This window comes from Fructilactobacillus frigidiflavus, assembly GCF_044054575.1.
Taxonomy (GTDB): domain Bacteria; phylum Bacillota; class Bacilli; order Lactobacillales; family Lactobacillaceae; genus Fructilactobacillus; species Fructilactobacillus frigidiflavus.
Genome location: NZ_CP168716.1, coordinates 1540758 through 1563067 on the forward strand (window position 1 = coordinate 1540758; position 22310 = coordinate 1563067).

The 22310-nt window shown below is 35.4% G+C and carries 33 protein-coding genes and 1 tRNA gene; 7 read left to right on the plus strand and 27 right to left on the minus strand.

The window, feature by feature from the left end:
- Positions 1 to 109: 109 nt before the first annotated feature.
- The 17 genes from ACEPSS_RS07830 to ACEPSS_RS07910 all read right to left on the minus strand — a co-directional run bounded on the left by ACEPSS_RS07830 (position 110) and on the right by ACEPSS_RS07910 (position 7477).
- The gene (locus ACEPSS_RS07830) at positions 110 to 490 is read right to left on the minus strand and encodes a hypothetical protein (RefSeq protein WP_395318919.1); all 381 of its coding nucleotides are present in this window, start codon (positions 488 to 490) and stop codon (positions 110 to 112) included.
- Positions 491 to 500: 10 nt separating this feature from the next.
- Positions 501 to 683, minus strand: coding sequence for a hypothetical protein (locus tag ACEPSS_RS07835; protein WP_395318921.1), 183 nt, complete (start codon positions 681 to 683; stop codon positions 501 to 503).
- Positions 684 to 693: 10 nt separating this feature from the next.
- Positions 694 to 972: a hypothetical protein gene (locus ACEPSS_RS07840; protein WP_395318923.1), complete on the minus strand. Its 279-nt coding sequence runs from the start codon at positions 970 to 972 to the stop codon at positions 694 to 696.
- A 2-nt stretch (positions 973 to 974) separates the two neighbouring features.
- On the minus strand, positions 975 to 1463 hold the full coding sequence (locus ACEPSS_RS07845) for a hypothetical protein (RefSeq protein WP_395318925.1): 489 nt from the start codon (positions 1461 to 1463) through the stop codon (positions 975 to 977).
- Positions 1456 to 1995 carry a phage antirepressor KilAC domain-containing protein gene (locus ACEPSS_RS07850; RefSeq protein WP_395318926.1) on the minus strand — a complete coding sequence of 180 codons (540 nt, stop codon included), beginning with the start codon at positions 1993 to 1995 and terminating at the stop codon, positions 1456 to 1458. The genes ACEPSS_RS07845 and ACEPSS_RS07850 overlap by 8 nt, the downstream gene beginning before the upstream one ends.
- Positions 1964 to 2248, minus strand: a complete 285-nt coding sequence (locus ACEPSS_RS07855) for a Bro-N domain-containing protein (protein ID WP_395318928.1) — start codon at positions 2246 to 2248, stop codon at positions 1964 to 1966. The genes ACEPSS_RS07850 and ACEPSS_RS07855 overlap by 32 nt, the downstream gene beginning before the upstream one ends.
- Positions 2226 to 2498 (minus strand): hypothetical protein, encoded by a 273-nt coding sequence (locus ACEPSS_RS07860; protein WP_395318930.1) that lies wholly within the window; start codon positions 2496 to 2498, stop codon positions 2226 to 2228. Before ACEPSS_RS07860 ends, ACEPSS_RS07855 begins: the two co-directional genes overlap by 23 nt.
- Positions 2498 to 3316 carry a conserved phage C-terminal domain-containing protein gene (locus ACEPSS_RS07865; RefSeq protein ID WP_395318932.1) on the minus strand — a complete coding sequence of 273 codons (819 nt, stop codon included), beginning with the start codon at positions 3314 to 3316 and terminating at the stop codon, positions 2498 to 2500. The genes ACEPSS_RS07860 and ACEPSS_RS07865 overlap by 1 nt, the downstream gene beginning before the upstream one ends.
- A gap of 14 nt (positions 3317 to 3330) precedes the next feature.
- Positions 3331 to 3735, minus strand: coding sequence for a single-stranded DNA-binding protein (gene ssb / locus ACEPSS_RS07870; RefSeq protein ID WP_395318934.1), 405 nt, complete (start codon positions 3733 to 3735; stop codon positions 3331 to 3333).
- Entirely contained in the window at positions 3728 to 4453 is a 726-nt protein-coding gene (locus ACEPSS_RS07875) for an ERF family protein (protein ID WP_395318935.1), read from the minus strand. The genes ssb and ACEPSS_RS07875 overlap by 8 nt, the downstream gene beginning before the upstream one ends.
- 7 nt (positions 4454 to 4460) lie before the next feature.
- Positions 4461 to 5309 carry a DUF1351 domain-containing protein gene (locus tag ACEPSS_RS07880; protein ID WP_395318936.1) on the minus strand — a complete coding sequence of 283 codons (849 nt, stop codon included), beginning with the start codon at positions 5307 to 5309 and terminating at the stop codon, positions 4461 to 4463.
- Between the two features lie 140 nt (positions 5310 to 5449).
- Positions 5450 to 6277 (minus strand): helix-turn-helix domain-containing protein, encoded by an 828-nt coding sequence (locus tag ACEPSS_RS07885; protein WP_395318937.1) that lies wholly within the window; start codon positions 6275 to 6277, stop codon positions 5450 to 5452.
- A complete protein-coding gene (locus ACEPSS_RS07890) occupies positions 6277 to 6588 on the minus strand; it encodes a hypothetical protein (protein ID WP_395318939.1) in 312 nt (103 codons plus the stop codon). Before ACEPSS_RS07890 ends, ACEPSS_RS07885 begins: the two co-directional genes overlap by 1 nt.
- A 1-nt stretch (position 6589) precedes the next feature.
- Positions 6590 to 6802: a hypothetical protein gene (locus tag ACEPSS_RS07895; RefSeq protein ID WP_395318941.1), complete on the minus strand. Its 213-nt coding sequence runs from the start codon at positions 6800 to 6802 to the stop codon at positions 6590 to 6592.
- Positions 6803 to 6958 carry a hypothetical protein gene (locus tag ACEPSS_RS07900; protein ID WP_395318943.1) on the minus strand — a complete coding sequence of 52 codons (156 nt, stop codon included), beginning with the start codon at positions 6956 to 6958 and terminating at the stop codon, positions 6803 to 6805.
- Positions 6959 to 7228 carry a hypothetical protein gene (locus tag ACEPSS_RS07905; protein ID WP_395318944.1) on the minus strand — a complete coding sequence of 90 codons (270 nt, stop codon included), beginning with the start codon at positions 7226 to 7228 and terminating at the stop codon, positions 6959 to 6961. It lies immediately after the preceding gene.
- The gene (locus ACEPSS_RS07910; RefSeq protein WP_395318946.1) at positions 7229 to 7477 is read right to left on the minus strand and encodes a helix-turn-helix transcriptional regulator; all 249 of its coding nucleotides are present in this window, start codon (positions 7475 to 7477) and stop codon (positions 7229 to 7231) included.
- 165 nt (positions 7478 to 7642) lie between these two features.
- Between ACEPSS_RS07910 and ACEPSS_RS07915 the strand changes: the two genes are divergently transcribed.
- The 5 genes from ACEPSS_RS07915 to ACEPSS_RS07935 all read left to right on the plus strand — a co-directional run bounded on the left by ACEPSS_RS07915 (position 7643) and on the right by ACEPSS_RS07935 (position 10637).
- Positions 7643 to 8086: a helix-turn-helix domain-containing protein gene (locus ACEPSS_RS07915; RefSeq protein WP_395318948.1), complete on the plus strand. Its 444-nt coding sequence runs from the start codon at positions 7643 to 7645 to the stop codon at positions 8084 to 8086.
- Positions 8070 to 8483, plus strand: a complete 414-nt coding sequence (locus tag ACEPSS_RS07920) for an ImmA/IrrE family metallo-endopeptidase (protein WP_395318949.1) — start codon at positions 8070 to 8072, stop codon at positions 8481 to 8483. Before ACEPSS_RS07915 ends, ACEPSS_RS07920 begins: the two co-directional genes overlap by 17 nt.
- A gap of 15 nt (positions 8484 to 8498) precedes the next feature.
- The gene (locus ACEPSS_RS07925; RefSeq protein ID WP_395318951.1) at positions 8499 to 8825 is read left to right on the plus strand and encodes a hypothetical protein; all 327 of its coding nucleotides are present in this window, start codon (positions 8499 to 8501) and stop codon (positions 8823 to 8825) included.
- Positions 8826 to 8884: 59 nt separating this feature from the next.
- Entirely contained in the window at positions 8885 to 9424 is a 540-nt protein-coding gene (locus ACEPSS_RS07930) for a DUF5067 domain-containing protein (RefSeq protein WP_395318952.1), read from the plus strand.
- 82 nt (positions 9425 to 9506) lie between these two features.
- Positions 9507 to 10637 carry a tyrosine-type recombinase/integrase gene (locus ACEPSS_RS07935; RefSeq protein WP_395318954.1) on the plus strand — a complete coding sequence of 377 codons (1131 nt, stop codon included), beginning with the start codon at positions 9507 to 9509 and terminating at the stop codon, positions 10635 to 10637.
- Between the two features lie 117 nt (positions 10638 to 10754).
- Here ACEPSS_RS07935 and ACEPSS_RS07940 read toward each other — a convergent pair.
- The 5 genes from ACEPSS_RS07940 to rnz form a co-directional block, all read right to left on the minus strand.
- A tRNA-Ser gene (locus tag ACEPSS_RS07940) sits at positions 10755 to 10844 on the minus strand.
- Positions 10845 to 10883: 39 nt separating this feature from the next.
- Complete coding sequence (locus tag ACEPSS_RS07945) at positions 10884 to 11402, minus strand: adenine phosphoribosyltransferase (RefSeq protein WP_395318956.1); 519 nt, start codon at positions 11400 to 11402, stop codon at positions 10884 to 10886.
- Positions 11403 to 11419: 17 nt separating this feature from the next.
- Positions 11420 to 13735 carry a single-stranded-DNA-specific exonuclease RecJ gene (gene recJ, locus ACEPSS_RS07950; protein WP_395318958.1) on the minus strand — a complete coding sequence of 772 codons (2316 nt, stop codon included), beginning with the start codon at positions 13733 to 13735 and terminating at the stop codon, positions 11420 to 11422.
- 20 nt (positions 13736 to 13755) lie between these two features.
- The gene (locus ACEPSS_RS07955) at positions 13756 to 14103 is read right to left on the minus strand and encodes a lipopolysaccharide assembly protein LapA domain-containing protein (RefSeq protein ID WP_395318960.1); all 348 of its coding nucleotides are present in this window, start codon (positions 14101 to 14103) and stop codon (positions 13756 to 13758) included.
- A gap of 3 nt (positions 14104 to 14106) precedes the next feature.
- Positions 14107 to 15045 (minus strand): ribonuclease Z, encoded by a 939-nt coding sequence (gene rnz, locus ACEPSS_RS07960; RefSeq protein WP_395318962.1) that lies wholly within the window; start codon positions 15043 to 15045, stop codon positions 14107 to 14109.
- Between the two features lie 114 nt (positions 15046 to 15159).
- Here rnz and ACEPSS_RS07965 point away from each other — a divergent pair, with 114 nt between their 5' ends.
- Entirely contained in the window at positions 15160 to 15438 is a 279-nt protein-coding gene (locus ACEPSS_RS07965; RefSeq protein WP_395318964.1) for a hypothetical protein, read from the plus strand.
- 35 nt (positions 15439 to 15473) lie between these two features.
- Here ACEPSS_RS07965 and obgE read toward each other — a convergent pair whose 3' ends face one another.
- Together obgE and uvrC are read right to left on the minus strand one after the other, a co-directional pair.
- A complete protein-coding gene (gene obgE, locus ACEPSS_RS07970) occupies positions 15474 to 16784 on the minus strand; it encodes a GTPase ObgE (protein WP_395318966.1) in 1311 nt (436 codons plus the stop codon).
- A 15-nt stretch (positions 16785 to 16799) separates the two neighbouring features.
- A complete protein-coding gene (gene uvrC, locus ACEPSS_RS07975) occupies positions 16800 to 18608 on the minus strand; it encodes an excinuclease ABC subunit UvrC (protein ID WP_395318968.1) in 1809 nt (602 codons plus the stop codon).
- Between the two features lie 117 nt (positions 18609 to 18725).
- On the opposite strand from uvrC, the gene ACEPSS_RS07980 reads away from it, so the two are divergent.
- Positions 18726 to 18902: an SPJ_0845 family protein gene (locus ACEPSS_RS07980; protein ID WP_395318970.1), complete on the plus strand. Its 177-nt coding sequence runs from the start codon at positions 18726 to 18728 to the stop codon at positions 18900 to 18902.
- 36 nt (positions 18903 to 18938) lie between these two features.
- Here the strand turns inward: ACEPSS_RS07980 and yihA are convergent, their stop codons facing one another.
- The 3 genes from yihA to tig form a co-directional block, all read right to left on the minus strand.
- Positions 18939 to 19526 carry a ribosome biogenesis GTP-binding protein YihA/YsxC gene (gene yihA / locus ACEPSS_RS07985; protein ID WP_395318972.1) on the minus strand — a complete coding sequence of 196 codons (588 nt, stop codon included), beginning with the start codon at positions 19524 to 19526 and terminating at the stop codon, positions 18939 to 18941.
- 24 nt (positions 19527 to 19550) lie between these two features.
- The gene (gene clpX, locus ACEPSS_RS07990) at positions 19551 to 20846 is read right to left on the minus strand and encodes an ATP-dependent Clp protease ATP-binding subunit ClpX (RefSeq protein WP_395318974.1); all 1296 of its coding nucleotides are present in this window, start codon (positions 20844 to 20846) and stop codon (positions 19551 to 19553) included.
- A gap of 151 nt (positions 20847 to 20997) precedes the next feature.
- A complete protein-coding gene (gene tig, locus ACEPSS_RS07995) occupies positions 20998 to 22305 on the minus strand; it encodes a trigger factor (RefSeq protein ID WP_395318976.1) in 1308 nt (435 codons plus the stop codon).
- Positions 22306 to 22310: the final 5 nt, after the last annotated feature.

The window sequence follows — 22310 nt, forward strand, 5'->3', positions numbered from 1 at the left end:
CTTACGACCAAGCGACCGATAAGAACTTCAATTATCCAAACAATTGGAATTACAATTATTAACTCGATGTGATCACTGATCCACGCTAGAAAAAAGTAAAGATAGAAAATCATAAGTCTTTAACTTTCACTGCAAATTGTTTAAGCGGTGCTAATTGTGGGTCGCTTTCGATTTCTTGCATTGTGTATCGGTTGGCTTCACCAATGAAATCTGTCATATCCCAGTACCCACTTCCATCAATAAGAAAGTTGTCTTTACCATCAATATCAACTAATGGCAATTTAATTACATAATTATCAGATGATTCTTTTGTAGCACCATTGATATAAAGAGTGTTTTTATCCCAATCAAATCCCGTAACAACATTAATTTCTTTAAAATCACCAATGATATCTCTCCAAAAACCTCCGAGATAAACCGTTCCACGTTCATCAATCATTGATTTGTTAAATATAGTACCTGTGATATTTTTGTCATAATTTTTGTTCATGAAAATTCTCCTAATAATTGTGCAGTGGATCATTCCACTGCTTTCTTTCCTCAGCTCTCGACTTTTTCAACTCTTCTTTGTTGAGCTTTTGCATGTATTCATACTTTTCTTGATTAACAACCCTTGCTTCTAACATCCGTCGTTTCTTTTTCTTGATTGCTGATTTCTTACGCTTCTTTGGCTTTTTACTCATTTTTAATCTCCTAATCTGCTAACTGATATGGATGTGGGACAAGTAATTCAATGATTTCATAACCATTTTTCAATTCTTCCCTGTATTCGTCGGTGTATGTGCCAGTATATTTAAGAACTTCATTTCTATGTCTATTAGCAGATTTCAAAGACCTTTTAGCACTTTCATAGCTTAGAAATCCCTTAAATTTTTCTATGCCCGCACCACGACCTTTACCTGGATTGTAAAGATGAGTAATTCCTTCGTCATCAGTCGCACCAATCACATAAACTTTTCCTTGTTCAAACATTTTTAATTCTCACTTTCTTTTTTATGGACTTCCAGCCGTCCCCAATCAAAGCCACACTTGCCAGCTTGTAATTCTTTTTCAACTGAGTATTGAGTAATGTGGTAATTACCATCGAAGTATTTATTCAAACGTTTAACCAATTCACGCAGGTTAGTCATCGCCATAATCTTTTTGCCACTGAGATCATAGGCAGAATAAACTGTCGAGCGTTCCATTATGTCGTCTTGCTTAGTTTCCAGTCTGAGAAGAAACCGTGCTGCTTTGAACCGTTTGTCAGACTCAGGAATATTGTTGATTGAAGAACGATTTAAAAGTAAGTTATCTTCACTATCATCGCGGTATTCATCTTCTAGCCAACTAATTGATAACAAAGCTAGCCTTTTCTCGTTCTTTGGTTTCGGGAAATTAATTCCCTTTGCTTTAATCGAATTAGCATAGTCCTCAAGAATAGTAACTGCTTTCTTTTTTGGACTCATAGCCACTCTAGCCATTGCTAACCTCCTTCAACTCCATGTTGCGTGGACAATACTTATCAACAAAATAACGTTGCCCTTTACCAGTAACTCGTGGAGTTAAACCAATACCAGGTTTGCCACTGTTGTGAGTGAACATTGACTCAGTAACTTTGAACAAGCCTCTGTCCATTGCTCTTTGCGTTGGTTTATTAAAGCTTGAACCGTGGCGTTTAACCAAATATCCGTCATTTCTAAGCCGTTCAAACAATCGTTTTTCGCCAATATTTAAGCCGTTTTGTTTAAGTAGAATGGCTAACTCGCGAATTAGGATAGTTCCTTTACTGATTGCTACTGCGTCAGCGAACAACGCCTTAGGCTTCATAGTTTCGTTTTCTTGTTCAGTGACTTTCAACTTGTCTTTTGTATCAGCGAACTCAGTAAGCATTTCAGCCAATTTGCGTGGGTCTTTCATGAAATCGACTGCTGCGTTCTTGGTCATATAAACGCCATTATTTCTCAAGCTAGGTAGAACTTCACTAGTTACCCAACGTTTGAATTTTTTTCGCACTTGGTAACTTACTAGAAAGAATTAAAGAATACATTCCCGACTCATTAATTACTGTCATATTTTGGTTACCGTAGGGGGTGGCGATTCGCCCCTCCCCTTTATCTTCAATATCCACATGGGCAGATACAGCTTTTCTAGTATCTTTGTATCCCAATGCTCCCGCAACATCTTTAGCAACAAACATTGGTTCACCATCAACAATAGTGGTCCGAACATCTATTCCTTCGAAATCAAACTTCTGTACATTTCTCATAATTTTCACATCCTCTTTCTTGGCAAATAAATTTCTGAATTTGACGACCGCTAAAATCGCCATTAATTAGCTTGGCGGTCAACTCTTCAGCCGACAGATTGCTTTGTTTGCAAATTACTTTAAACAATTTGCGTCTCTGATCAGTAGTTGGCTCACTGCCAACATCGTAGTGTTCGTGGTGATTGAATTTATCTAACATCCACGCAAGGTACATCGACATTTCAATTTTTTCTTTAGTACTTCTAGCCATTAGAACGGTAACTCTCCTTCCTCCAGCTTGATGTCGTCAGCCGTTACTTTCTGTTTAGGCTGATACTCATAGCCTTCTTGTGCCCAATCTGGCAAAGTCTCTCTAACATTCAAGCCACGATTAGCATTAGTTCCTTGTGGCAGCTGCTGCTCATTTACATAACCTTCAAACTTCGAAGTATTGAACAAAGTAACTGGCCGCAGATACTTACTCATCTTTGTATCTTTAGCCCATTGAGCAGTCTTAGTATCGATTGCTCGCTTGAAGTCTTTAAGCTCAAAGCCTTCTTTAACTCGTGCATTGATCAATCGCTTATTAGCTGCAGTTTTTCTAAAATGTCTGTCAGCTTTTTCATTCAAGTAATCAATCACTTTTGCGGAGATATCGTCGTGTTCGACAGAACTCGACATATTCTTATTACTATTAGTATTTGTTTTATTAGTACTTATTTCTTTAGTACTTGTTAGTGTCGGATTATCCGATGTGGGGTTTTCCGATGTCGGTTCTTCCGATGTGGGATAATCCAACATCGGTGTATCAGATAATATCCAATCGTATTTAGAAAAATTACCTTTGTTTCGTTTCATTTTTCTTTTTAAGTAACCGTGTTTTTCTAGCTCTTTTAAAGCAGATCTTAGCGAGTCTCGTCCATCAGGTGCATGCTTAGTTACTTCTAACTCGTAGAAATCCCAGTCTTCACTTTGTGCCCAAAGATATGTGAATACGCCCCGAGCTTTCCAGCTCAATCTGTCATCTTCGATTAATTGGTTATCAGTGACCGTGTATCCACGTTTATAATTCTTTTTGATTTTTGCCATTTACTCACTCCTAACTAGAATGGAAGGTCTGAGTCCTGAACATCAATTTGTCCGTTGTTTGAGTTGTTATTTTCAAAGCCGTTTGATTGAGTTCCACCTTGTCTAGGTTCTAGGAAAGTAAACTGGCTAACTACAACTTCGGTCACGTAAACTCGCTGGCCTTGATTGTTTTCGTAGTTTCGAGTTTGTATCCGACCTTCAACTCCGATTAACGTACCCTTATGAACGAAATTTGCCAGAGTTTCGGCTGGTTTACGCCAGATAACGCAATTAACGAAGTCTGCTTCCTGTTCTCCGTTGCTGCTCTTAAATGAGCGATTAACGGCCAAATTGAATTGGCCAACTGCGGTTCCTGATTGCGTGTATTTCAAATCAACGTCTTTAGTTAATCGTCCTGTTAGGACTACTGTATTAATCATTAGCTACTCCTTCTTGTGGTTGAATTGTTTCTTGCTTCTCTATTTCATCAGTTAAGTAATCATTTACCTTTTTGATTAAAGCAACATCCGTTGTATCGCCGTTGTAGCCATAGCTATTAACGATTAATGAAGCAGTTGTACCACTTGATAAATTAAGCAATTTGTCTAATTTAACTGCTTTTTTAGCAATCGTAGTTCTTGCTTCTTGTAATTGCTCAGCCGTGGGTACTTTAGGTTGTTGTTTCTTAGGATGCTGGTTTCGATTAGCTTGTGAGTATGGTTGCTTTGGTCGTTGATTATTAGATTGTGAATTGCTTGCTGAATTTCCATCATCATCAGTTCCATCAGAAATACCAAATGCAGAAGCTAAAGAGTATCTGCTTGCGTATGTTTTGGCAGAACCAAATTCTTGTGCGGTTCTATTGCCTTTTTTGTTCGGCATTACCGGAGCGATAAATGGATCGCATATAATGTATTGGCCTGACTCATGAGTAATGATTGTTTCAATCCCAACGTAATTTTGTGGTGGATTTGCTATGGGATTTTGAAAGTAAGCTATCCCTGTACCGTCTAATGCTTCATCAATTGATTTGGTAACACCTGACATATCAACATAATTGCTATGTGTAAACGGATTAACTTTGTCTTTTTTGGGTTGCTTCAACTTCAAGCGAAACGCATTCAAAGCTTTAAAGATTTCACTCTTTTTCTCGCTCATTTCCATGCTAATCACCCACTCTTTCAAACTTAATTCCATTGTTATCAAGGTAATGTCTTAAAGCATTCAACTTGTCAGATGTTCCAGTTAGCTTCAAAGTAACTGACTGAACTTTGGCTTTGACTTCTCCCGTTGCTTTATCAACAACTCTGTTATGGACTACTTTCTCGCTAGCTTCACGTTCAGCCCGTTGTGCCTTTTGACGTTCGATATCATTTTTCGTCGCTTTTTGAATGTCGATGACGCTCATATCGTGATTTAGGTAATTGATATAAGGTGTTGCATCAACTCCGAGCAAATCAGCAGTCATTTTTAGCTGTTCTTCATCAGCTTTGCGATGTTCTTTATTCTCTTTAATTAATGCCATCCGTTCGGTGACTGCTTCTTGCCAAGCTTTGTTGCTAGTAGACTTGTTAAGCCACTTGTCATCAATTTCAACTTCTTGTGGTTCACAGTTGTAGTTGGGAGCAGCAATTGCGATAAAGTCTTCAATCTTCGCTTTCTTTGCTTCACGTTGTTGTTCTTCAAAATAGGCAACTTGAACATTGATTTGACTTGAACTATTAGCAACTGAACTCTCTAATTCTTTCATCTTTATCTCAAAAGGTGAGTAAGGTTTTAACAATTCATTTTTAGAGTCAATTCTGATACGCTTAAGTCTATCTCCTAGCTTGTTTAGAGTTGTTCGGTACTTTTTATCGCCTTTGAACGTTTGCTCCGTCACAACTAAGCTAGTAGCACGTTTGTTAGCATTCGCTACAAACTCTTCTAATTTATCCAGTCCATTAACTTTGATTTGTGCTGGAATTAATTCGATACTTGTTTCATCGTTAATTTTGATAATTTCGTTAGCCATGTTATTCTCCAATTCTTGATTTATTTAGTTACGACAGTTAGAATTGAGATGTTGAAGATTTGATAATAACAACAACTCTGAGCTATTCACGTTGCAGCGTGAAGGCTCTTTTTTTATGCACTTTTTTAAGAAATTAATCATTACTTTTCACCTTTTAAAATATAATCAATTGATACTCCGAAAAAATCTGCCAAATCTTGATATTGGTTATATTCGAGCTCTTTATATCCTAATTTGACATCACTAACCATTGGCTGTGGAATATCAATTATTTCCGCTATATCAATGGTCCTAACAGAATTGAGCTTCATAAGATTTTTGATTCTTTGACCAATTGAATATAAAGAATACTCATCCGACAATATTTTTTGTATCTGATTTTTATTAAGTGATAGAACTTGATTAAGTGAGTCTAAATATTTGCCATGTGGTGATGTGTTGCCATTCTTCCAATTATTAATTGCCGTCGATGAAATCGTTGATTGAAATAAAGCGATAAATTGTGGCATATTAATTTGTCTTTTAATAATAAAGTTACTAATTTTGTTAGGAATTTTTTCATCATTTGTAACTTTTTCATTGTTAGATTTCTTATTATTTTTTGAATAAATACTTTTCAACAACTCATCATCAGAATCAAATTTTTCAAACAAGCTGTTTAAATATTTTTGCGGAATTAGAACTTTACCTTGTTCCCAATCGTTGATAGCCGATTCGGGAATGAAAATTCCATCAGTTTCAATTTGTTTGCCAAATTCTGACTTAGACAACCCCGTATCTCTTCTGATTGATTTAAGATGATTCCCGATTTTTTTCATTTCTGAATCGCTGAATTTAGTTTCCTTTTTGATAGTCAATAAAATTTGTTTATCTTCTACAATGTCTATAAGGTTTTGTCCTCTAATGTTGATTGCAATTCCTTTGTCTTTTAATTGGTTAAACTGTTTCTCTGAAAGTTCATATTCCATTATTTTTCACCACTTTCTTCAGTATTTTTCATAGCGTCAATAATTAATTTTGAAATTCCAGAAGCTAATTTTTGCATTTTTTGAACTTTGTCAAAATCATCTTTAGTTATTCCGCAATTACTAATCAGACCACCTAAGATAGATTTTGCGAAGACTCTATCTTCTTTTGCTAAGTCAGCAATTTCCTTATCTAAAACAGCGACAACCTGTGCCTTTTCTAGCAAGCCGTGAATATGATGTTCGATGTGTGCTTCGTCTTCCGTTACCACAATTTTTAGAATTACTTTTGAATCGTTTTTTTGTTCAGTCATTTTATTTCTCCATTTCGTTTTTAACGTGTTCAGCAGTTTCAATATCAATTGGAATCCAGTCAATTTCACCACTTATGGTCCACTTAACTTTCATTTCCCAAATTCCGTCATACGTTTTTGTCAAATGCTCATCATATTTCAAAAGTATTTTTTTCTTGCCGATTTTATTTTCTAGCTCATTCATGATTTGCTGAGCTTGTTCTAAATCATCCATTTATCTCACCTCCTTAAAATGATTGCCCTTCATGCGTTCTCTACGTTGCTCACGTTCCAGCTTCTTTTCATCAAGCCAATTAATCGCAACTAAGCAATTGATTGCTACAGATGGAATTAAAGCTAATAGTAAGCAGTTTGCTAATCCTTCACTCATTTAAATCGTCTCCTTATATTCAACCGTGTGTTTTGCGAGCCATTCTCTAACCTGAGTTTTAGTCCAACGATTAGGTTGAAATTCATAAGTAGGAAAGTCAGGCTTTGACGTATAATACTTTTTCAGCGTTCCTGAGTCTCCACAACACAGAAATTCCATTAACTGTTTTTGGTTCATAACTTCTGAGTCGTTAGCTGTCTTTTTGCCTAACTCAAGAATTTGGTGAAAAAAGTTAAGAATGTTATTTTTTAGTAACTCGTCAAGTGACATTTAAATCGCCTCACTTTTTGTTGTACTTTTGGATACATGGTTTGTAAAAAAAATATCCGTAACTGGAGTTCCCAAAGTTTTAGCAATAGCTCCTGCCGTTTTATTACTTGGACTCCGTACTCCTAAAATAATTTGATAAATATAATTAGGAGTAATGCCGGACTTCTTAGCAAGCATGGACTTGTTCATTCCCTTTTCTAAAAGCAATTTGTTTAATTTATCATTATCGATAATTAATTTTCTGCTCATTTGTTACACCTCCTTAGTTCTTTATTACATGTATAACTATAACAGCTTCGTATCCTTTTGACAACCATTTTTGCTTATTTTTTTATATTTTTGTACACAAAAACTCAATAGGTTGTTATTATTATGACAACAACAATCTAACAACAACAAACTAGGAGTTCTAAAATGAATGCTAAAGAATTTGGTAATGAAATACGAAACATAAGAAAAAAACATAAATATTCATTGCGTAAAGCTGAACAGCGTTCTGGAATTTCCTACGCATATATTTCTAAATTGGAAAATGGAGACCGTAACATACCTAAGCCAGAAACTTTAAGAAAGTTGGCTAAAGGAATTGGAATTTCAGAAGAAGAGATATTTAAGCTAGCAGGCTTAGAAAGTTCATCATCTGAAACTTCAAATAAGCCTGAGTGGGCAAATGAAAACGATGTACTTGAACTAGATAAGTTCTTAGAAACTAACGGAGAAATGACATTCAAAGGTGTTGAATTAGACAAGGAACAAAGAGAACGAGTAACTCAAGTTCTAACTCAAGTATTCTGGAATGAGCTTCAAAAGAAAAAGAAACAAAATGGAGATTTAAACAATTATGGAAAGAATGAATAAAACTGTTAAGTCATTAACTGAAAAATTTAAAACGTCTGATCCATTTCTTTTGGCCGAATTATTGGATATAGACGTTCAGTGGTGGAATTTCAAGGAAGAACCCAAAGGCGACACTATAAATGTCTTGGGTTCCCCTATTATTCTATTAAATGACGATTTAAAATACTCTGATGAAAAATATTTTGTTTGCGCTCATGAATTGGGACATGCAATTGAACATGTCGAATTGGCCAACTACTACATTTCTAATAAACGTGTAAAGAACCAATACGAATACCAAGCAGATTCATTTGCCAAAGAATTGTTGATTGGCCTATACAAGGAAGAATATGGCCATCTTCCAGAAACTTATTACGATTTGCAACTTGCTTATGGTTACCCTAATCAAAGTTTATAATTGGAGATTAAACTATTGAATTTTGAAAAATTATATTCATTTTTGCTTAGATATGTTTTTAAGCCAAATAATAATAAATATTTTGAAGGCATTAAAATGAATAAAGATAATAGAGATCTAATTGCGAAAAAACAAACATCTAATCAAATTAAAAGTTTTAAAAAATATGATATAAAATATTGTCATTGGATAGCAAGCAAAGATTGCTGCGAATTATGCAATGAAATTGCTACAAAAAATAATAAATATGGACCGGGCATTTACAAAATAAATAAATTACCTAATTTACCAGTTCATAAAGATTGTAGATGTAGTATTTCAGCCTTTGAACCTTATAATTAATGGATTAGTCCAGATACGGATGACTTTAAAAGCTGAACTAATTTATATAGGAGATACATATGATCAAGAAAATTATGCTTGCCTCAGCTGCACTACTAGTTTCAATTACCTTAGTCGGTTGTTCGACGAATAGCTCTAGTAAATCCTCAAGCAAGAGTGAAACAGTAACCAAGCCTAAACAAGAAAAGTATTACTTTGATGGGAAAACTGCGAAGTTACACGATGTAAAAGTTGAAATTACTAAAACGAAAGTTATAAATCCTGGAGAAAAAGGAAATGAAGATGGTCAAAAACCATTAATTGCTTTTTGGTATAAGGCAACTAATTTATCCGATAAAGATATAGATCCAATTTCAGCATGGGACGCAGTTTTCCATGTTTACCAAGATAATGATAAAAACAAAGTAAATGAACTAAAAACTGGACCATTACCTGATGAAGCATATTCAGACTCACAAATTGCACAAATCAAAAAGAATGGTACTGTTGAAAATGCTGTATCTTATGAATTATCAGATGATAAGACACCCGTAACGTTAAAAGCAACTAAAGGTTACGATAACACCGTTCTAGGACAAAAAGTTTACAAGTTGAAATAATCAAATAAAATAATTAGTCATTTTCGCATGGCTTTTTATTTTTTACACAATTTATAGAACATACGTTCTGAAAGGATATTACATGGCAAGTATTCAAAAACGTAACAATAAATGGCAGGTCAGAATTTCATACAAAGATAGCCAAGGTAAGTATCGAACAAAAAATAAAAATGGTTTTAATACTAAAAAGGAAGCACAAATTTACGTTTCAAACTTTAACGTTAATCCAAACAATTCAAAATTTGAAAGTTATGAATCCCCGCTTTTCCATGATTATTTTTGGAATTGGTTTCAAATTTATAAAGAACCGAACGTATCTGAAAGAACTAAAAAAACATATATACAAGTTAGAAATAACTTAATGAAATACCTACCTAATCAAAAATTAACTAATATGAATAGAGAAATATATCAAAATTTGTTAGTTGAGTATGGAAAAAAGCATTCAAAATCAACTGTTACAAAATTCAATGCTTTAGTTCATGCTTGTGTAGAGGATGCAATCTATGATGGTAAGCTTGAAAAAGATTTTGTAAAAAGAACTAAAATATCTTTTAACAAAGAAAACGAACGTAAAATTGATTATTTAAATATTGACGAATTAAAACGATTAACTAAGTTACTGATCAATACAAAAAATAAAAATTTCACTTCAAAATATATGATTTTACTTACTTTATGTACTGGTATGAGACTTGGAGAAGTTCAAGGATTAACCTGGGATGATATTAATTTCAATTTTAAGACGATAAATATAAATAAAACTTGGAATAGCGAGCTTAATAAATTTCAACCAACCAAAAATGAATCATCAAAAAGAATTATTAAAGTTAATGATGAAATATTAACAATCATTAAAGAATTGAAAACAAACAAAAATAAGCAAGTTTTCACTAATCAATATGGAACTATCCCTACTTCATCAGCAGTTAATAAGGTTTTAAAAAATGCTTTATCAGATTTGAATATAAATAGAAATGGATTTCATTTTCATTCTTTACGTCATTCACACGTTGCTTATTTAATGTATGAAGGATTTGATATTTATGTAATAAGTAAAAGATTAGGACATTCTGATATAAGCACCACAACCAGAGTTTATTCTTACTTGATTGATGAATATAAACAACAATCTGATGAAAAGATAGAAAAATCAATTGGTAATTTATTGCAAACAAAAAAAGAGAACCTAAAAAAATTAGGTTCTCTCTAGTGCAAAATTAGTGCAAAAAAAATTCATTTTCATTCTTAATTATTCGATGTTATTTTTTAAGAATGTTGCTACAACAACGTTTCTACAACGAATGAATAAGGATAAATACTAATCAAAAGGAGGATACAGGATTTGAACCTGCGCGCCAAGTATAAGCTTGGTTCGCCGGATTTCGAGTCCGGTGCATTACCACTCTGCCAATCCTCCAGCATAAACTACTTAGTAATCCTAAGTAGTTTTTTAATTTTAATATTTCATTAAACTAAGAATATCGTACCCTTTTAGTTTATCACGTCCGTGCAGATTTGTTAATTCAACTAAGAATGCGGTACCAACTACAATTCCACCAAGATCTTCAATTAGCTTAATTGTCGCAGCTAAAGTACCACCAGTTGCTAATAAATCATCAGTAACTAAGACTTTTTGGCCAGGCTTAATCGCATCTTCGTGCAAATAGAGGGCTGATTGTCCATATTCTAGGCCATAGGTTTCTTTAACCGTTTTACCAGGGAGCTTTCCCTTCTTCCGTGCTGGGGCAAATCCAATTCCTAATTCATAAGCAACTGGACAACCAACGATAAAGCCACGGGCTTCTGGTCCAACGATTACTTCCGCCCCAATTTTCTTTGCATAATCTACAATTTCATTGGTAGCTTGTTTATATGCTTCACCGTTTTCCAATAAAGGAGAAATATCACGAAATAGCACACCTGGTTCAGGAAAATCAGGATAACTAGCTACGTAATCTTTTAAATTAAGCGCCATCTTGTTACATCCTTTCACTACTTATCTTGCATCTTTTGAATTAAATTAATTAATGAATTTTGGTTCAAACTAATCAACTGATTTTCGATTTCAATTTCTTGTTCTCTTTGTTGATAAATTACTGCACTATCCAAAGCCCGTTTGGGTGGATTAGGCACAGAATTCATAATCCCTGCTTGAATAGTAATAAATCCCAATTCATCAAATAACTTAATCATAAATACTAATGAGGATTGATCAATTTTAAAATCTTTGCACATTTCTTTTAGATGTTGCTTTAGATTTACATTTTGATGCATTTTAACGAACTTAAATAGTTTAGCATATTGTTCCCGTTTTGGCATACCAAATGACCTAATTAATTGTGATTTATATAAATATAAAACAATTTGATTGGCATCAACTTTACTCATTAGGCTTTTGAAATCAGCCAAACTTTTTGGACAATCCACGATGACTACTTTTTCATGGTGAAAATCAGCATTAATCTGCGTTGCTAAACACGCCGTTGCCTCATCACCTAAATAAGCCTTTAATTTATGCATCAACTTCTCATTGAAAAAAATGTACTCACCCGATTGATTAAACATCTGCTGGACTAATTTAGTCGTGCGTTGGTCAATTACCACACATCCGTCAACGCTTAAATCATCAACCATAATTTGTAAATTAGTTCGTCCTCGAAATTCGTTTTTGCCTAAACTTCCCGCCACTTTTAAATTATTAGCCAAACGTTTAACTTCGGCTACTTCGGAACCAACTCCGAAATCAATGGCCCCAATTTTACTATGAGAACCAACTATCTCAAATTTCAAATGCGACTTGTCAGCTCCAATCGCCATCACATTACTTAAAGTATTTGGCTTAATTGAAAATTCAGGTTTGGGATTATCAACCCCAAACGGACTCAAAACGGCTAATTCATCATAGAGTTGCTGATTAATATCATCAGCACTGACTTCGTAATCAATTTTTAAAACTGGCTTCCGCTGGTTGTCTAATTTTTCGTTAACCGCAACTTGCTCTAAAGCTTGAGAAACTTCATTGATTTTATCTAAGGAAACCGTTAGTCCAACTGCCATTTCATGACCACCAAAAGCAACCATTTGATCACGACTAGGATTTAAAGCTTTAAACAAGTCAAATCCATCAATACTGCGGCCCGACCCCTTAGCAATTCCAGCGGTTTCATCAATCCCCAAAACCACCGTTGGTTTATCATATTTATCAGAGATTCGACTAGCAACAATTCCTAAGATACCAGTATGCCATCCCTTGCCAGCAATCACTAACGTTTTTCGGTTTCGATTTTCTGGAGTTTCAGCTTGTTGTTCCGCTGCAAGTGCTACTTGAGAAACTAATGCTTTTCGTTCTTCGTTCTTTTTATCCGTTAATTTAGCAAGTTTATCAGCTTCAACTTCATCCGTAGTCGTTAACAGAGCTACCCCAGCATCAGCTGCTCCCATTCGTCCTAAAGCATTTAAGGCTGGAGCAATTTTAAAGCCGATGTCTTCTTCACTAACCTGGGGTAATTTTAATTTAGCTTGCTTAACCAATGCTTTTAGACCAGGTCGTTCAGTTAAATGAATAACATTCAATCCAAATTGAACTAAAGCCCGATTTTCACCAGTCATGGATACTAAATCAGCAACCGTTCCAATTGCTGCTAAATCAATTTTTTCCTGGGGAATTTCATCATTTAAGGCCGTGGCAACTTTAAACGCAATCCCTGCTCCGGATAAATCCTTAAATGGATAATCCGGACTCAAATCGGCATGCACAATTGCATAGGCATTCGGTAATTTTTCTGGTAACTCATGGTGATCGGTAATGACTACATCACAGCCAAGTTGATTAGCTGCTTCAATTACATCATACCCTGAGACCCCGTTATCAACCGTGACAATCAAACTAGTTCCATCAGCGATAATTTTACGGTAGGCCTCTAAATTAGGTCCATAACCATCATTAAACCGATTAGGGATGTAATAATTAACGTTTGCTCCAATTTCAACTAAGGTTTCATACATAATTGAAGTACTAGTCAATCCATCGGCATCATAATCACCATAGATTGTAATTTTTTCCCCATCTGCAACTGCCGTTTGAATTCTTTCAACTGCTTTGTCCATATCATGTAACAAAAACGGATCATGTAAATCAGAAAGGTCAGGACTCAAAAAATGACGAATTGCCTCAGGATTATCATATCCCCGATTAATTAATAATTGAGCAATTAGCTGACTGATTCCAAGTTGAGAAGCTAACTCTTCAATTTGCTTGGGTTCGGCTTGATTAGCATTAATATGCCAATCATATTTAGAAGATAACAATGCTCAACCCTCTTTCAGTTTTATTTTTCTTCTGTTTCAGCATCTGAGTTTGCTTCAGGAGCTTGGGTTACTTTGGCTTCACCAGCAACTTCAAGCTTTGCTTCTAATTCTTCAATTTTACTTTGAAGTTGTTGAATTTCTTTTAGATTAGCCTTTTTTTGTCGACTATTTTTGAATGATGATAGTGATGAAAAAAGAAAAATCAGTAATGCGCCTAAAAGCAAACTAACCAGTACAATCAAAATCAATGGCATTTTAACCGTTGTAAACCCAAAATTAACTGCTGTATCTTCCATGTTTAACAAAACAAAAATTGCGATTAAAATAACAATTACTAAACTTGAAATTACATAAACTTGTTTTTTCATAATTTAAGCCTCTTTCTTTTCAAAGGGAATATCAATAAAATCAAAATCTTTAACCACTTTGGTTTTAGGGAAAATCTCACGTGCTTGTTTTTGCAATTCACGAGCCATCTTAGCCGTATAACGGGCTGAAATATGGGTCAGTAATAGTTGCTGGACGCCATTTGCTTTAGCCATGATTGCAGCCTGTACATTTGTAGAGTGGTAATAATTACGGGCTAATTTTGCTTCCCCTTTTCCAAAAGTACTCTCATGGACTACTACATTGGCGTTTTGTGAAAGGGTTGCAATATTAGGGGTCTTACGAGTATCACCTAAGATCGTTACAATTCGACCCTTTTGAGCAGGTCCAATGTACTCTTTTCCGTTAATTACACGCCCATCTGGAAGAGTGACCGTTTCACCATTTTTTAATTTACCATAAACTGGTCCAGCCGGAATTTCATCAGCCCTTAGTTTATCAACCATTAGTTCACCCGGATGACTATGCTCTACGACCCGATAACCCCATGATTCAACTTGATGATCTAATTGGGCGGCAATCACCGTAAACTTCTGATCTTCAAAAATGATCCCTGATTCATCAAGCTCTACATAATTGATTTTATACCCCAATTTGGTTTGCGAAATTCGAAGGGAAACTTGAATAAACTCTTTAATTCCTTTAGGACCATAAACGGTTAAAGGCTCGTTTCCCCCTTGAAATGAACGACTTGAAAGTAATCCTGGCAATCCAAAAATGTGATCACCGTGAAGATGGGTAATGAAAATCTTATTAATTTTTCGTGGTTTTAAAGTCGAACGTAAAATTTGTTGTTGCGTGCCTTCACCACAATCAAATAACCAAACTTCGTTAATTTCATCAAGTAAGCGTAACGCGACACTTGAAACATTTCTAAACTTACCGGGAACACCTGCCCCAGTTCCAAAAAACTCTAATTGCATATTTTCTACCGTTCCTTCTAGGAAGCATTATTTTAATTTTAATTCGTGTAAGCTGCTATATAATTAATTGTAGCATAAGAAACCAGCCAAAAAGAGAGAAATCAGGTGATTAACATGAAACTCCGTGAATTCCAAGTTTCGGCACAAGATTTAGATCAAACGAGATCTATTTTCATCCAAACTCAAGCTGGTATTTATCCAGTTACCGGTTTAAAGTTTAACCAGCAAAAGCTAATTTTAAGCTCAGAACCTAAGCAACCACCGCTCACCCTTCATCAGTTTAACCAACAAACGATGAAATTTGATCAAAAGCTTGCTCTTTATCTCGCAGATTCTGAAGTCTTACGGATTTTTGGCTATCGTTTGGAAAACAATCAAATCATTTTCGGCTAAAAAAGTAGCTAACTTTCGTTAACTACTTTTTTATTTTAATCCATATAAGTAAAGGTAAAATCTAAAATACCGACTAGATCACCATTTTGAGCACCAGCCGCACGAAGCGCATCATCAACACCCATTCCACGTAGCTGACGGGCAAAGCGCATCATACTTTGATTATGATCAGTATTGGTCATCAAGAATAAACGTTCAATTTTCTTACCAGTTAACATCCAAACGCCATCTTCATCACGATGAATTTCAAACGGCTTTTCTTCTTCCTTAGCGGTATAAAGAACGTCTCCGTCATTATCCTCTTGAAGTTGACCTTCTTCCACAAATGGAATTTGCGGTGTCTTAGATAGTAAGTCACCAGTATCTCTAATCAATTGATCTAACCCTTGGTGGGTAACTGATGAAATAGCATCGACTTTGATAGCAATCTGATCATCATGTTCCTTTAATTCTTTTTTGAATTTTTCAAGGTTTTCTGCTGATCCAGGAAGATCCATCTTAGTTGCCACAATAATTTGGGGACGTTTCAATAATGATTCATCAAAGTCACCCAGTTCTTTATTGATTTTAACGTAGTCATCATACGGGTCTCTGCCTTCAGTACCACTCATATCAACTAAATGAAGGATAACTCGAGTTCTTTGGATATGACGTAAAAATTCAAATCCAAGTCCCACTCCTTGTGAGGCTCCTTCAATCAATCCGGGCAAATCAGCAATTACAAAGTCGTTACCGTCATCATTTCTCACAATTCCAAGATTAGGCACTAACGTTGTAAAGTGATATTCAGCCACCTTAGGCTTTGAAGTGGTAATCGTACTTAATAAAGTTGATTTTCCTGCTGATGGAAAGGCTACTAGTCCTACATCGGCTAATAAACGAAGTTGTAAATTAACTTCTAATTCTTCCCCTGGTTCACCATTTTCAGCAATTTCGGGAGCTGAATTTTTGGCAGTCGCAAAATGAGTATTTCCACGACCACCTCGTCCACCACGGGCAATTACCGCTTCATCCCCGGGTTTAGTCAAATCAGCAATTACTTTATTAGTGGCGGTATTAAAAATGGTCGTCCCTTCTGGAACCCGAATAATCAAATCATCCGCACTTGCTCCAGTCATTCGTTTGTTCCCACCATTACCACCATTTTTGGCTTTAAATAATTTTTTATATTTAAAGTCCATCAAGGTACTCATACCGGGATCAACGGTGAAAATCACGTTTCCACCACGGCCACCATCACCACCGGATGGTCCACCATTTGGCACGTATTTTTCACGACGGAAACCAACCATTCCATCGCCACCTTTTCCGGCTTTAACATTAAATTTAACTCGATCTACAAACATATTTTCTCCGTTCTATTACATCTTACGCATTACTGCTTTGGGTTTCGAATTTTGGAACGTAAGCACAATCGTTTGTGCTACCGTTTTTGAAATTCCTAATTCTTGTAAATCAGGAACACTTGCTGCTTCAATATTTTTCATGGAACCAAAATGTCGCAACAATTTATTTCTCGTTTTTGGTCCCACCCCTTTAATACTATCTAAACGGGAAGTCATTGAATTTTTGCTGTGCAAATCATGATGGAAGTTAATTACAAAACGGTGCACTTCATCTTGAATTCGTTGCACTAAATAAAAGGCCTGACTCTTGGGATCTAAGTCAATGTGTTGATCATTATCACCATACAACAAATCAGCGGTTTTATGTTTATCATTTTTTACCATCCCAGCTACTGGAATATCCAATCCTAATTCATTTTCCAAAACATCTTTAACGGCGTTCATTTGGATAATTCCACCATCCATTAAAATCAAGTCGGGCATTTCAGCATGCTCTTTTAATAAACGAGTGTAACGCCGCCGAATCACTTCACGGGTACTAGCTGCTTCATCAGCATGATCAACCGTTTGTAATTTATATTTTCGATAATTTTTTCGGTTAGGTTTCCCATCTTCAAACGTGACCATTGCCGAAACTAAATCGGCCCCATCAATGTGCGAATGGTCAAAAGCTTCAATTCGCCGGATTGGTGGCAAATGTAAAGCCTCACTTAATTCTTCCATTGCACCAGTCGTTTTGCGCCGATTCATTTCTAGAAGCCGAAACTTCTCATCTAAGACATACTTAGCATTTTCACGTGCCATTTTAAGCAAAGCCTTTTTTTGCCCTCTAATCGGAGTTCTAGCCGGAATATCAGTCAATTTTGTCACTACTTCAGGATCAATTGTATCAGGAACTAAAATTTCACGCGGTTTAACCCGTCCCTGTTGCTGATAGAATTGAACAATAAAGTTAGTCATTTCTTCTTCTGGAGTACTTAAAATTGGAAATAAACGTTTGGTTCGTTTCATTAACCGTGCTTGCCGAATATAGAAAACTTGAATTGATAACCAGCCTTTATCAGCATAGTAATTAAAGACATCGCGTTGCGTATAGTCATGAGAAATAATCTTTTGTTTTTCCACAGTTGCTTCGATATACTGCAATTGATCACGTAATTCAGCAGCCCGCTCATATTCCATTTTATCAGATGCTGCTTGCATCCGCTCTTTAATTAATCGTTTAGCGGAAGCAACATTTCCGTTTAAGAATGACTTAATCTTCTTGATTTGTTCATTATACTCTGATTCAGGGACATCTTTAAAGCACGCTCCCAGACATTGTCCCATGTGATAATAAAGACAAGCACGGCCCTGGTGACCATTACATCGTCGTAATGGGTACATCTTTTGTAAAAAGTGCATGGTTTCATCAGCGGCATAAACGTTGGGATAAGGCCCATAATAAAAGGCGCCATCTTTTTTTACGTAACTAGTAACTTGAATTTGTGGATCTCGTTCATTCGTGATTTTAATGTAGGGATAACCTGTATTCCCATTTTTTAATCGCACGTTATAATACGGACGATATTTTTGAATTAGGGTAATTTCCAATAAAAACGACTCTTTATCAGTTTCCGTAATAATTGTTTCATAATCAGCAATGTTTTTGACTAACTTTGCTCGCCGTCCGTATTGTTTACTTTTAAAATATGACCGAACTCGATTTTTTAAGTTTTTCGATTTACCAACATAAATAACTTTCCCCTCATCATCCTTCATGATGTAAACTCCTGGCTTTTCGGGTAAAAGTTTTAATTTATTCTCGATATGTTCAGATGCCATTTTAAACCTCCCATCATTTTGCTCCATTATCTAAATTATAATTATTTCTGGCCCACTTGTATAACTAAATGACAATCAATCGCCTTTTTGCTATGATGTAGCAAAGGGAGTGATGAAATGGGTTTACACATTAATAAACAAGCCGACTTAGATGCGATGTTAAACAAATTCGCAAAATTTAACCCTAAAAACAATTCAAATTCTGAGCAAGTTGAAAATGAAAAAGAAATTGAAGATAAACAAGCCGAAGCGAAGGAACGCGACAAATTCTTTAAACGTGATCAAGCTAAATAAACACAAAATCAGCTGTTAAATTAACAGCTGATTTTTTTACGCCTTAATTTGTTTTTCAATCCAATTCCAAATCTGATCTTTACCAACTTTAGTTTTAGAAGAAAACATTACCAATTCTTCATCTGGTCTTAGTTGTAATTTATTCCGTAAAACTGTTTCTTGGTGTTTAAACTTACTTTTGGGAATTTTATCAACTTTAGTAGCTACGTATAAAACTGGAATATTATAATATTCCAACCAGTCCCGCATTTGTAAATCAAATTCAGTTGGTTCGTGACGACCATCAATTAAACTAATTACTCCATGCAAAGTTTCTCTTTGAGTCAAATAAGTTTCAATCATCCCAGCCCATTTTTCCCGTTCGGTCTTTGAAACTTTAGCATAACCATAGCCTGGAACATCCACAAAGTAAAGGGATTGATTAACTTCATAAAAGTTCAAAGTTTGGGTTTTTCCTGGTTGGCCAGAGGTATGGGCATAGTCACGTCGATTAATTAATACATTAGTTAATGAGGACTTACCTACATTAGAACGACCCAAAAAACCAATTTCTGGATAACCAGTTTTCGGATATTGTTTGGGGTCAACGGCACTCATGACTAAGTTTACATCGGTAACATTCATAACGTTTTTCTCCATTCAGTTCTTTTATTTAGAACTTTTAACATCTTTCTTTAATACTAAACGTGGTTCTTCTTGCTTATTAACTGCGGCTTCAGTAATAATCACTTCAGCAACATCGTTTCGACTTGGTAATGAGAACATCACGTCCCGCATAACGTTTTCAATAATTGAACGTAATCCCCGTGCACCGGTATTCCGCTTAATTGCTTGTTGCGCCATGGTCCGAAGTGCTGCTTTATCAAAGGTCAATTTAACTCCTTGGAGAGCTAAAAGTTTTTGGTATTGTTTTACCAAAGCATTCTTTGGTTCGGTTAAAATTTTAACCAAGTCTTCTTCATCAAGCTTATTTAAAGCAGTTAAAATTGGAAGTCGACCGATAAATTCAGGGATCAAGCCAAATTTCATTAAGTCTTCTGGGATAACTTGTTGCATCACATCATTATCGCTAGTGCTTAAAGTATGAGCTGCATCAGTCCCGAAGCCAATCGTTTTGTTACCTAAACGTTCACGGATAATGTTTTGAATTCCAGGAAACGCCCCACCAACGATAAAGAGAATGTTCTTGGTATCAATTTTAATGAATTCTTGTTGGGGATTCTTCCGACCACCCTTTGGTGGAACATTAGCAATTGTTCCTTCTAAAATTTTGAGCAACGATTGTTGAACTCCTTCACCAGAAACATCACGAGTAATTGATACATTTTCGCCTTTTTTAGCGATTTTATCAATTTCATCAATATAAATGATTCCATGTTCAGCTCGTTCAACGTCAAAATCAGCGTTTTGCAATAATTTTAAAAGAATATTTTCCACATCTTCACCGACATATCCGGCTTCGGTCAAAGTCGTAGCATCTGCAATGGCAAAGGGAACATTGATAATTTTAGCCAAAGTTTGGGCAATGTAAGTTTTTCCTGAACCAGTAGGTCCCAGCATTGCAATGTTACTTTTTTGAATTTCAGTTTCTGATTCAATCGTTTTGTAGATATCTGAATCACCTTCAGTATCTTCTTGATCGTGTTTTGCTAATTCTTTAATTCGCATGTAATGGTTATAAACTGCCACGGCTAAAGTTTTTTTAGCTTCCGTTTGACCAATTACGTATTGATCTAAACGATCAACAATTTCTTTTGGAGTTAAAACATTAATCTCCTCATCGGCACCTTGTGATTTAATTTCTGTATCCATAATTTGTTCACAAAGATCGATACATTCATTACAAATATAAACCCCAGGACCAGCGACAATTTTTTTAACTTGGTCTTGTGATTTTCCACAAAATGAGCAAGTTACCGTTTTATTTGTTTCATCATCAAACATCTAAAAAATCTCCTCATTTTTTATCTAAGTCATTTTTTCAACTCTCAAAACTATACCACAAAGGCTTGCGGTTGCAAAAGAGTTGGTTTATAACAAAAAAGTCCGTAACGATAATCGTTAAACGGACTTTCTATATTAAAGTAATTAAACCTTATTTTTCGTCAGAAGCAGCGGCACTCTTAGAAACTTGTTTTGCGTTGTCAACAACAACTGCAACAGCTTTTTGAATACCAAGATCATGCTTAAGCATGTCATCTGACAAAGCACCACGAACGGCTTCTTCTTGCATACCGTATTGTTTAGCTAAGTTAGCAACTTCAGCGTTAACTTCTTCTTCTGAAGGAACGATGTTTTCAGCTTTAACAATTGCTTCTAATACTAAGCTAGTCTTAACACGTTTGTCAGCACCAGCAGCAAATTGTTTCTTCAAATCATCTTTTGAAGTACCAGTCATCTTGAAGTACATATCAGCAGGGATTCCTTGTTGTTGAATTCCAGCTAAATATTGATCCATTTGACGTTCAACATCTTCATCAAGCATAACTTGTGGAATGTCTTTTACAGTAGCATTGTTAACAGCAGCATCAATAGCATCATTTTCGATAGCATCGTGAGCAGCTGCTTCTTTTTGTTCTTTTAATTGAGTCTTGATTTTTTCTTTTAAGGCATCCAAAGTGTCAACATCTTCATCAACATCTTTAGCAAATTCATCATCAAGTTTTGGTAATTGTTTTTCTTTTACTTCATGAACTTTAGTTTCGAAAAGTGCTTCTTTACCAGCAAGATCTTTTTGTGGGTAATCTGCAGGGAAAGTTACTTTAACGTCAACATCATCACCGGCTTTGTGACCAACTAATTGATCTTCAAAACCAGGAATAAATGAACCTGAACCTAATTCAAGTGAGTAGTTGTTAGCTTTTCCACCTTCAAAGTGGTTACCGTCAACTGAACCATCGAAATCAATAATTACAGTATCACCATCTTTAGCTGGAGTATCAACTAATACAAGTTCAGCTTGAGATTGAAGCATTGAGTCTAATTTAGCATCAACGTCTTTTTTGTATACGCGAGTGTTTTGTTTTGGAACTTCAACACCTTTGTATTCACCTAATTCAACATCAGGTTTAACAGAAACGTCAGCTTTAAGTACCCAAGGTTGACCTTTTTCCATTGATTCAACATTAATGTTAGGTTGACCAACTGGATCAATTCCGGCTTCAGCAACTGCTTCAGCGTAAACTTCTGGTAACATGATGTTTAAAGCATCTTGATACAATGCTTCTTCACCATACATTTGATTAAATACTTGACGTGAAACTTTACCTTTACGGAAGCCAGGTACTTTAATGTTTTTCTTGTTCTTGTCAAAGGCTTTATCTAAACCTTCCTTGATTTTATCAAGGTCAATTTTAAAAGTTAATTCACCCTTGTTTAATTCTTTTTTTGCCCAATCAGCCATTTTAA

What these genes read in the sequence shown, in the direction of transcription:
- obgE (WP_395318966.1), bottom strand. Translation starts at nt 16,784, where the DNA reads ATGTTTGTAGATCGAGTTAAATTTAATGTTAAAGCCGGAAAAGGTGGC.
- ACEPSS_RS07875 (WP_395318935.1), bottom strand. Translation starts at nt 4,453, where the DNA reads ATGAGCGAGAAAAAGAGTGAAATCTTTAAAGCTTTGAATGCGTTTCGC.
- ACEPSS_RS07930 (WP_395318952.1), top strand. Translation starts at nt 8,885, where the DNA reads ATGATCAAGAAAATTATGCTTGCCTCAGCTGCACTACTAGTTTCAATT.
- ACEPSS_RS07910 (WP_395318946.1), bottom strand. Translation starts at nt 7,477, where the DNA reads ATGAGCAGAAAATTAATTATCGATAATGATAAATTAAACAAATTGCTT.
- ACEPSS_RS07835 (WP_395318921.1), bottom strand. Translation starts at nt 683, where the DNA reads ATGAGTAAAAAGCCAAAGAAGCGTAAGAAATCAGCAATCAAGAAAAAG.
- ACEPSS_RS07905 (WP_395318944.1), bottom strand. Translation starts at nt 7,228, where the DNA reads ATGTCACTTGACGAGTTACTAAAAAATAACATTCTTAACTTTTTTCAC.
- ACEPSS_RS07840 (WP_395318923.1), bottom strand. Translation starts at nt 972, where the DNA reads ATGTTTGAACAAGGAAAAGTTTATGTGATTGGTGCGACTGATGACGAA.
- ACEPSS_RS07935 (WP_395318954.1), top strand. Translation starts at nt 9,507, where the DNA reads ATGGCAAGTATTCAAAAACGTAACAATAAATGGCAGGTCAGAATTTCA.
- ACEPSS_RS07895 (WP_395318941.1), bottom strand. Translation starts at nt 6,802, where the DNA reads ATGGATGATTTAGAACAAGCTCAGCAAATCATGAATGAGCTAGAAAAT.
- ACEPSS_RS07860 (WP_395318930.1), bottom strand. Translation starts at nt 2,498, where the DNA reads ATGGCTAGAAGTACTAAAGAAAAAATTGAAATGTCGATGTACCTTGCG.
- ACEPSS_RS07890 (WP_395318939.1), bottom strand. Translation starts at nt 6,588, where the DNA reads ATGACTGAACAAAAAAACGATTCAAAAGTAATTCTAAAAATTGTGGTA.
- uvrC (WP_395318968.1), bottom strand. Translation starts at nt 18,608, where the DNA reads ATGGCATCTGAACATATCGAGAATAAATTAAAACTTTTACCCGAAAAG.
- ACEPSS_RS07955 (WP_395318960.1), bottom strand. Translation starts at nt 14,103, where the DNA reads ATGAAAAAACAAGTTTATGTAATTTCAAGTTTAGTAATTGTTATTTTA.
- ACEPSS_RS07980 (WP_395318970.1), top strand. Translation starts at nt 18,726, where the DNA reads ATGGGTTTACACATTAATAAACAAGCCGACTTAGATGCGATGTTAAAC.
- ACEPSS_RS07830 (WP_395318919.1), bottom strand. Translation starts at nt 490, where the DNA reads ATGAACAAAAATTATGACAAAAATATCACAGGTACTATATTTAACAAA.
- ACEPSS_RS07855 (WP_395318928.1), bottom strand. Translation starts at nt 2,248, where the DNA reads ATGAGAAATGTACAGAAGTTTGATTTCGAAGGAATAGATGTTCGGACC.
- yihA (WP_395318972.1), bottom strand. Translation starts at nt 19,526, where the DNA reads ATGAATGTTACCGATGTAAACTTAGTCATGAGTGCCGTTGACCCCAAA.
- ACEPSS_RS07885 (WP_395318937.1), bottom strand. Translation starts at nt 6,277, where the DNA reads ATGGAATATGAACTTTCAGAGAAACAGTTTAACCAATTAAAAGACAAA.
- ssb (WP_395318934.1), bottom strand. Translation starts at nt 3,735, where the DNA reads ATGATTAATACAGTAGTCCTAACAGGACGATTAACTAAAGACGTTGAT.
- ACEPSS_RS07965 (WP_395318964.1), top strand. Translation starts at nt 15,160, where the DNA reads ATGAAACTCCGTGAATTCCAAGTTTCGGCACAAGATTTAGATCAAACG.
- ACEPSS_RS07880 (WP_395318936.1), bottom strand. Translation starts at nt 5,309, where the DNA reads ATGGCTAACGAAATTATCAAAATTAACGATGAAACAAGTATCGAATTA.
- ACEPSS_RS07920 (WP_395318949.1), top strand. Translation starts at nt 8,070, where the DNA reads ATGGAAAGAATGAATAAAACTGTTAAGTCATTAACTGAAAAATTTAAA.
- ACEPSS_RS07845 (WP_395318925.1), bottom strand. Translation starts at nt 1,463, where the DNA reads ATGGCTAGAGTGGCTATGAGTCCAAAAAAGAAAGCAGTTACTATTCTT.
- ACEPSS_RS07915 (WP_395318948.1), top strand. Translation starts at nt 7,643, where the DNA reads ATGAATGCTAAAGAATTTGGTAATGAAATACGAAACATAAGAAAAAAA.
- tig (WP_395318976.1), bottom strand. Translation starts at nt 22,305, where the DNA reads ATGGCTGATTGGGCAAAAAAAGAATTAAACAAGGGTGAATTAACTTTT.
- ACEPSS_RS07945 (WP_395318956.1), bottom strand. Translation starts at nt 11,402, where the DNA reads ATGGCGCTTAATTTAAAAGATTACGTAGCTAGTTATCCTGATTTTCCT.
- ACEPSS_RS07865 (WP_395318932.1), bottom strand. Translation starts at nt 3,316, where the DNA reads ATGGCAAAAATCAAAAAGAATTATAAACGTGGATACACGGTCACTGAT.
- clpX (WP_395318974.1), bottom strand. Translation starts at nt 20,846, where the DNA reads ATGTTTGATGATGAAACAAATAAAACGGTAACTTGCTCATTTTGTGGA.
- rnz (WP_395318962.1), bottom strand. Translation starts at nt 15,045, where the DNA reads ATGCAATTAGAGTTTTTTGGAACTGGGGCAGGTGTTCCCGGTAAGTTT.
- ACEPSS_RS07900 (WP_395318943.1), bottom strand. Translation starts at nt 6,958, where the DNA reads ATGAGTGAAGGATTAGCAAACTGCTTACTATTAGCTTTAATTCCATCT.